7 protein-coding genes are annotated in these 6,053 nt (G+C 73.3%); 3 read left to right on the forward strand and 4 right to left on the reverse strand.

Annotated elements, in window-relative coordinates:
* Positions 1–26: 26 nt before the first annotated feature.
* The gene (locus WN71_RS18650; protein WP_046591814.1) at positions 27–977 is read right to left on the reverse strand and encodes a DUF1731 domain-containing protein; all 951 of its coding nucleotides are present in this window, start codon (positions 975–977) and stop codon (positions 27–29) included.
* Positions 978–1,124: 147 nt separating this feature from the next.
* Here WN71_RS18650 and WN71_RS18655 point away from each other — a divergent pair, with 147 nt between their 5' ends.
* Entirely contained in the window at positions 1,125–1,457 is a 333-nt protein-coding gene (locus WN71_RS18655) for an ANTAR domain-containing protein (RefSeq protein ID WP_046591815.1), read from the forward strand.
* A 263-nt stretch (positions 1,458–1,720) separates the two neighbouring features.
* The gene (locus WN71_RS18660; protein ID WP_046591816.1) at positions 1,721–2,293 is read left to right on the forward strand and encodes a hypothetical protein; all 573 of its coding nucleotides are present in this window, start codon (positions 1,721–1,723) and stop codon (positions 2,291–2,293) included.
* Positions 2,294–2,366: 73 nt separating this feature from the next.
* Here WN71_RS18660 and WN71_RS18665 read toward each other — a convergent pair whose 3' ends face one another.
* Positions 2,367–2,969, reverse strand: a complete 603-nt coding sequence (locus WN71_RS18665; protein ID WP_046591817.1) for a TetR/AcrR family transcriptional regulator — start codon at positions 2,967–2,969, stop codon at positions 2,367–2,369.
* 170 nt (positions 2,970–3,139) lie between these two features.
* On the reverse strand, positions 3,140–3,607 hold the full coding sequence (locus WN71_RS18670) for a winged helix-turn-helix transcriptional regulator (RefSeq protein WP_046591818.1): 468 nt from the start codon (positions 3,605–3,607) through the stop codon (positions 3,140–3,142).
* A gap of 94 nt (positions 3,608–3,701) precedes the next feature.
* Between WN71_RS18670 and WN71_RS18675 the strand changes: the two genes are divergently transcribed.
* Positions 3,702–4,202: a PaaI family thioesterase gene (locus WN71_RS18675; protein ID WP_046591819.1), complete on the forward strand. Its 501-nt coding sequence runs from the start codon at positions 3,702–3,704 to the stop codon at positions 4,200–4,202.
* Between the two features lie 61 nt (positions 4,203–4,263).
* Here the strand turns inward: WN71_RS18675 and WN71_RS18680 are convergent, their stop codons facing one another.
* On the reverse strand, positions 4,264–5,784 hold the full coding sequence (locus WN71_RS18680) for a long-chain-fatty-acid--CoA ligase (protein ID WP_046591820.1): 1,521 nt from the start codon (positions 5,782–5,784) through the stop codon (positions 4,264–4,266).
* Positions 5,785–6,053: the final 269 nt, after the last annotated feature.

Consider the following 6,053-nt stretch of genomic DNA (forward strand, 5'->3'; position numbering starts at 1 on the left):
CGGCCGGCAGGGCGCGCAGGCCGGCGTCAGGCCGCGCGGCGCTCCCGCACGCGGCGTACGAGATCGTCCGCCGCGTCCTGCCACCGCGGGTGATCGAAGCGGAAACCCTCGGCCAGGAGGCGGCCGGGGACCACCCGGCGGCTCTTGAGCAGCAGTTCGGTGTCCGAGCGCAGGGCGAGCGCGCCCAGCTCCGCCATCCACCGCGTCGCCGGCAGCCCCACCGGCACGCCCCACGCGGTGCGCAGCGCGTGCATGAACAGACGCTGGGGGAGCGGTTCGGGGGCGGCCAGGTTCACCGGGCCCTCGATGTCCTCGCGGGCCGTCAGGTACTCGACGGCGCGCACGAAGTCGCGGTCGTGGATCCACGACACGTACTGGGCGCCGCCCGCGACCGGGCCGCCGAGACCGAGCCGGGCGAGCCCCAGCAGCACGTCGAAGACCCCGCCCCGGTCCGGGCTCATCACCATGGCGGAGCGCAGGGCCACCTTGCGGGTGTGCGGGGTGTCGGCCCGCTCCTGCTCGCGCTCCCAGGCCCTGGCGATGTCGACGCTGTAGGACCAGTAGCCGGGTACGCCGGGCTCGGCGCCGCCGATCACGCCGTTGGCCTCGTCGTTGGGGGCGTCGTGGCGGTGCGCGTAGATGGTGGCGGTGCTCATCTGCAACCACACGCGGGGCGGCCGTACGGCTCGGGCGACGGCCTCGCCCACGACGCGCGCGGAGTCCACGCGGGACTCCATCATGGCCTTCAGGTTGGGCGCGGTGTAGCGGCAACTGACGCTGCGCCCGGCGAGGTTGACGACGACGTCGCTGCCGTCGACCGCCTCCGCCCACGGCCCGAGCGTCCGGCCGTCCCACGGCACCTCGCCCTTGCGCGCCGGGTGCCTGCTCAGGACGACGACCTCGTGTCCGGCCGCGGCGAACGCGCGGTGCAGGACGGAGCCGACCTGTCCCGTGCCCCCGGGCATGACGATCTTCATGGAGCCCTCCCCTCCCTGTACGGCACCCACCATAGCCCAGAATTGAACACGTTCAACTCCGATGGGTCCGGCATCGGCCGAGGTCTGAAACATCCCGTCCGGGGAAGGCGTACCGCAGGCGGCCCGCACCGATCCGGGGGGAGCCCGATGACCTTCTTCGCCCTCTCGCAGACGCATCCGCTGCGCCTGCTGTCGGCCACCGACCTGGCGAACGAATGCGCGCGCCTGGAGGGCGAGAACGCCCAGCTGCGACGGGCCGTCTCCTCTCACGCGGCGGTCGACCAGGCGATCGGCGCACTGGTGGTCCTCGGTCGGATCGCGCCGGAGGACGCGTGGCGCGTCCTGCGCGACGTCTCCCAGCACACCAACACCAAGCTGCGCGCGGTCGCCGAGGACGTCCTGAAGTTCGCCCAGGGAGGCGCCCTCCCGGAACCCGAACGGGACGAGCTGTGGCAGGCGATCGAGCGGTGTCGCGGGTAGACCGGGCGGTGCCGGGGGTGGATCGAGCAGTGTCGGGGTGGATCGGGCGCTGCCGGAGGCAGGGGGCCGGACCGGACCGGCCGGGTTTCCGAAGGGGGCCGCTCCACGGGCCCGGGCCCGTTCCCGTGTGGCCGACGCCACGCCGGCGTCGGGACGTTCGGCCGCATCGGGCCGGTGGGGTGACATGTACCGTTTTGAACGACCCCCTCGGCCTCCGGTGACCCGCCCCGGAAGCCTCCGGCACCATCTGGGACGGCCCGGCAGTGCTCGCAGACCTCTCCCCGCTGATCGCGGCGACCTCGCAATGGCTGTTGCGCGCCTACCCGCCCTGCGGCGGCCCGATGGCCGCCGCCCTGTGCGAGGCGCAGGCCCGGCTGGCGGTCGGAGCCGCCGCCTGGCTGCGCTACCCCACCCCCATGGACGCCGCGCTGGTCGGCATGGCGGGGCCGGGCGGCCCGGACCGGCTCACCGGTGCGGCCGGGAACGACATCGGCGACGACGCCACGAACGACACCAGGGGCGACCCTGGGAACCACTCCGGGAGGGGACTCGACGACGCCCCGGCCTGGCACACCTGGGTCGACGAGGTCGTGGCGAGCTGGGCGGCCTGCCTGCTGGGCGACACCGAGCTGGCCGACCGGGCGGTGGACGCCGTCGCCGCGGACGGCCGCGCGGCGGGCCTGGCGGCCGAGTTCCGGCGCCTGGCGCAGCCGACCGAGCGTGACCGGCAGGCGGCGGCGCTGCTCCGCCACCCCGACCTCCTCGCCCCGGTGGCGGCGCTCCACCGCGCCCAGCTCATGGCCCGGCTGTCATCGGGTCAGGCGCTGGTCCCCTGAACCGCGCGGCCCGAGCCGCGACTTCACGCCCCGGCCGGGCGTACGGCGGCAGGGAGCCCTCGTCGTCCACGGGTCATCCCTCGGCCGGGCGCAGGCCCGTCAGCAGCAGGTCCACCACCTGCTCCGCGTAGCCCTCGTCCACCGGCCTGCGGGTCAGCAGCAGTTGGAAGTGGACCGGCGCGATCAGGGCGTCCAGGACGAGCCGCGTGTCCGGTGCGGCCGCCAACTCGCCGCGGGCGACGGCCCGGTCGATCATCACCCCTGCCGACTCGGCCCGCGTGCGCCAGAACTCCGTGCGCAACTGGGCGAGTTCGGGCCCGTCCTCGGCGGCCGCCATCGCCCGGACCAGCCGCCCGCCGAGCGGGGAGTTCACCATCCGCACCGTGGAGGCGGCGTACGCGGTCAGGTCGCCGCGCAGGGTCCCGGTGTCCGGCACCGGCTGGGCCTGCTCGCTGTGCGCGAGCATCGCGGCCGCGATCAGGCCCTCGCGCGTGCCCCAGCGCCGGTACACGGACGTCTCGTGCACCTCGGCGCGGGCCGCCACGTCGGCGATGCTGAGCTTCTCGGCGCCGTGCTCGGCCAGCGCCGCGAGCGCCGCGTCGAGGACCGCCCGCCGCACCCGCGCGGAGCGCCCTCCCGTACGGCGCTGAACCTGACGACCCTGACGATCGCTCATCGGCGCATTCTAAGCCGGGATTCTTGCGTTAAGCCCCCGGGCGCGTCACGCGCCCGCCCGACCGGGGAGACACCCCGCCGCAAGCCCGCAAGCCCGCAAGCCCGCAAGCCCGCACGATCCCAAGACCGCACGATCCCAAGACCGCACGATCCCAAGACCGACGGCGCCGGTCACCGGAGCGGGCGTGCCCCCGGCCCCGGCCGTGCCGTGACGTCCTTCGGGGTCAGCTCCTCGTGACCCCCCGTGCACTCCACCGCGATCCGCACCGGCGCCCCGCAATCGCTGTGCCGTACGTCCAGCACCGGACCCGCCGGGTCGGCCTCGTACGTCTCCCCCCACTGCCGCAGTGCGATCAGCACGGGCCACAGGTCCCAGCCCTTGCGGGTGAGCCGGTACTCGTTGCGGGAGCGGCTGCCGGGGTCCCGGTAGGGGGCCGTCCGCAGGATGCCGGCCGCGGTCAGCTTGCGCAGCCGGTCGCTCAGCACCGCCTCGGACAGGCCCATGTGCCGCCGGAAGTCCTCGAACCGGCGCACGCCGTTGGCCGCGTCGCGCAGGATCGACAGGGTCCACTTCTCCCCGATCACGTCGAGCGTCCGCTGGACCGGGCAGTTCTCCGTGCTCGCCTCAAGCCACTCCATGCGGCCATCGTAGGCCTCTGGCTTTGCCATTGACAGGCAGGTGACGGGACAACTAGCTTCGATCGAAGAAGCCAGCCAGGGAGGAACAGGGATCATGGGACGGACGCGTACGTACGAGTGGGAGGATCCCGCGGTCTCGGCCGCGGCCGTCGGACGCGCCTCCGGCCTGGACTTCCTGCGCGAGATGCAGGCGGGACGGCTGCCGGGGCCGCCCATCCTCGCGACCCTCGACTTCACGCTGGAGGAGACCGGCCACGGCCGGGTGGTCTTCTCGCTGGTGCCGGGGGAGGAGCACTACAACCCCATCGGCAGCGTGCACGGCGGGGTCTACGCCACCCTGCTCGACTCGGCGGCGGGCTGCGCCGTGCAGTCCACCCTGCCGGCGGGGACGGGCTACACCTCGCTCGACCTGAGCGTGAAGTTCCTGCGCCGGATCACTGTCGACACCGGCCGGGTGCGGGCCGTCGGCACGGTGGTCAACGGCGGCCGGCGCACCGCGCTCGCCCAGGCCGAACTGCTGGACGCCGACGACCGGCTGCTCGCCCACGCCACCAGCAGCTGCCTGCTCTTCCCGATGCCGGCCCCCGACGCCTGAGGCGACGAGGGCCGGGGGTGAGGGGCCGGTTGCGGGAGGCCGGGGGCCGGGGCCCCGCGCCTCAGCCGATCTCGCGCTTGAGGATCTTGCCCGTGGACGTCATCGGCAGCGCGTCGGCGAACTCGACCACCCGCGGGTACTTGTACGCCGCGAGCCGCTCCTTGCTCCAGGCCACGAGCTCGTCCTCGGTCACCGCGGCGCCGGGCCTGCGCACCACCACCGCCTTGATCTCCTCGCCGTGCGAGGGGTGCGCCACGCCGACGACCGCGACCAGCGAGACGGCCGGGTGCTCCATCAGGAGCTCCTCGATCTCGCGCGGGTACACGTTGAACCCGCCGCGGATGATCATGTCCTTGGCGCGGTCGACGATGTAGTAGTAGCCGTCCGCGTCCTTGCGGGCGAGGTCGCCGGTGCGGAACCAGCCGTCGCGGATCACCTCGTCCGTGGCCTCCGGGCGGCGGAAGTAGCCCTTCATCACGTTGTGGCCGCGCACGGCGATCTCGCCGATCGTGTCGGGACCGCCCTGCGCGTCCGACCAGTCGGGCTCGACGAGCCTCATCTCCACACCCGGGACCGGCACGCCGATCGAGCCGACGCGCGGCTCCTCGCCGAGCACCGCGAACGACGCCACGGGTGACGTCTCCGACAGCCCGTACCCCTCCAGGATCGTCACGCCGAACCGCTCCCGGAACGCGCGGTGCACCTCCCGGGGCAGCGCGGACCCGCCCGACACGGCGATCCGCAGCTCGCGGGCGAGCGCGGCGACGTCGACCGAGTCGTCCAGCGCGCCGAGCAACGCCCAGTACATCGTGGGCACCCCGCCGAAGAACGTCACCCGCTCCTTTGCCATCAGCCTGAGCGCCGCCGTCGGCTCGAACCGCGGCAGCATCACGATCGTGCCGCCGTACGCGAGCGCGCCGTTCTGGATGACCGTCTGGCCGAACGAGTGGAACAGCGGCAGCACGCACAGATAGGTGTCCGGGCGGTCCGCCGACGCGCCGAACAGGGCCTCGTCGATGCGGACGTTGTCGCGCATGTTGCGGTGCCGCAGTTCGGCGCCCTTGGGACGGCCCGTGGTGCCGGACGTGTACAGGATGACCGCGGTGTCGTCCTCGTCCGTCGCGACCGTCTCGAAGGAGTACGGCCGCCCCGCCCACGGCAGCTCGGCGGCCGGGTCGACGATCAGCAGCTCCACACCCGGCACCTGGGCGGCCGCGGCCCGCGCCGCGTCACCGATCGGCAGCTCCGGCGAGCCCTCGAACGCGATGTACGCGCGGGCGTCGGAGTCCTCCAGGTGGTACGTCACCTCCCGCGCCTTCAGCAGCACGTTCAGCGGTACGACGGTGGCGCCGGCCTTGAGGATGCCGAAGTAGGCGATGGTGAAGTACGGCAGGTTCGGCATCGACAGCGCGACCTTGTCGCCCGGCCGCACACCGCGCTCCACCAGCAGGTGCGCCACCTGCGCGGCGGCCGCGTCGACCTGGGCGTAGGACAGCCGGGTGTCGCCCAGCACGATCGCGGTGCGCTCGGGGTGCCGGGCGGCGGAGCCTTCCAGCAGTTCGGCGAGGTTGTATCGGGTCACGCCCGGAACGCTAATGCGGCCGGAGCCCCTATCGCAAGCATCTTGCGTTTGTGTGACAGCCCACGTTCCGCCCTGTGGATATCGGGAAGTGCCTTGACAGGGTGCGTGCAGGTTCGCGACGTTTGATCCTTGCCGGAGGGTGCTGAATCCCGCTTGTTTGCCGGATTTGGGGAGTGCGCCCGGTGCGTCCGGGGCAGATGCCGGGGAAGTGGCGACGGGGCGCCGTGAGGGCGTCATCGGGGGGAGCGGTCGGCGATGCGTGATGTGGG

Source organism: Streptomyces mangrovisoli (assembly GCF_000974985.2).
GTDB classification, from domain to species: domain Bacteria; phylum Actinomycetota; class Actinomycetes; order Streptomycetales; family Streptomycetaceae; genus Streptomyces; species Streptomyces mangrovisoli.